Source organism: Streptomyces sp. DH10 (assembly GCF_029813805.1).
Classification (GTDB): domain Bacteria; phylum Actinomycetota; class Actinomycetes; order Streptomycetales; family Streptomycetaceae; genus Streptomyces; species Streptomyces coeruleofuscus.
In genome coordinates this window covers 1-524 of the sequence record NZ_JARVKU010000060.1, presented here as the reverse complement: position 1 = coordinate 524, position 524 = coordinate 1, and the positions used below count along the sequence as shown (strand labels likewise).

Annotated in this window: 1 protein-coding gene; it reads left to right on the top strand. The window is 68.5% G+C overall.

Annotated features, from left to right (window positions below; genetic code table 11):
- Positions 1–100: 100 nt before the first annotated feature.
- Positions 101–524, top strand: a 424-nt coding sequence (locus tag QC385_RS43850; protein ID WP_279546997.1) for a helix-turn-helix domain-containing protein, incomplete at its 3' end; no start/stop codon positions are given.

The window sequence follows — 524 nt, the reverse complement described above, 5'->3', positions numbered from 1 at the left end:
TGTATTGATCACGAGCGTTGTTGACACTGGCAGGGCTTGATCATGGCGAAGACCTCCGGTGTGGTGGAGCTGTCTAGGACTGCACCGCACGGAGGTCTTCGTGTCCCACCGTAATGCCCGGCTGACCGTTCATGGCAGGCGACTGCTGATCGAACGGGTCCGCTCCGGCCGTCCCGTCGCGCACGTCGCCGCGGAAATGGGCATCTCCCGTCCCACGGCCCACAAGTGGATCCGGCGCTGGCAGTCCGAGGGCGAAAGCGGGCTCATCGACCGCAGCAGCCGTCCACGCACGACACCGCACCGAACCACTGCCGCAACCGAAGCCCGCGTCTGCCGACTGCGCCAGAGCCGCAAACTCGGACCCGCACGCCTCGGACCGATCCTCGGTCTGCCCGCGTCGACCGTGCACCGCATCCTGGCCCGCCACGGCCTGAACCGCCTGGCCCACCTGGACCGGCCCACCGGCCAGGTCATCCGCCGCTACGAACGCCACCGGCCCGGCGAACTGGTCCACGTGGACGTCA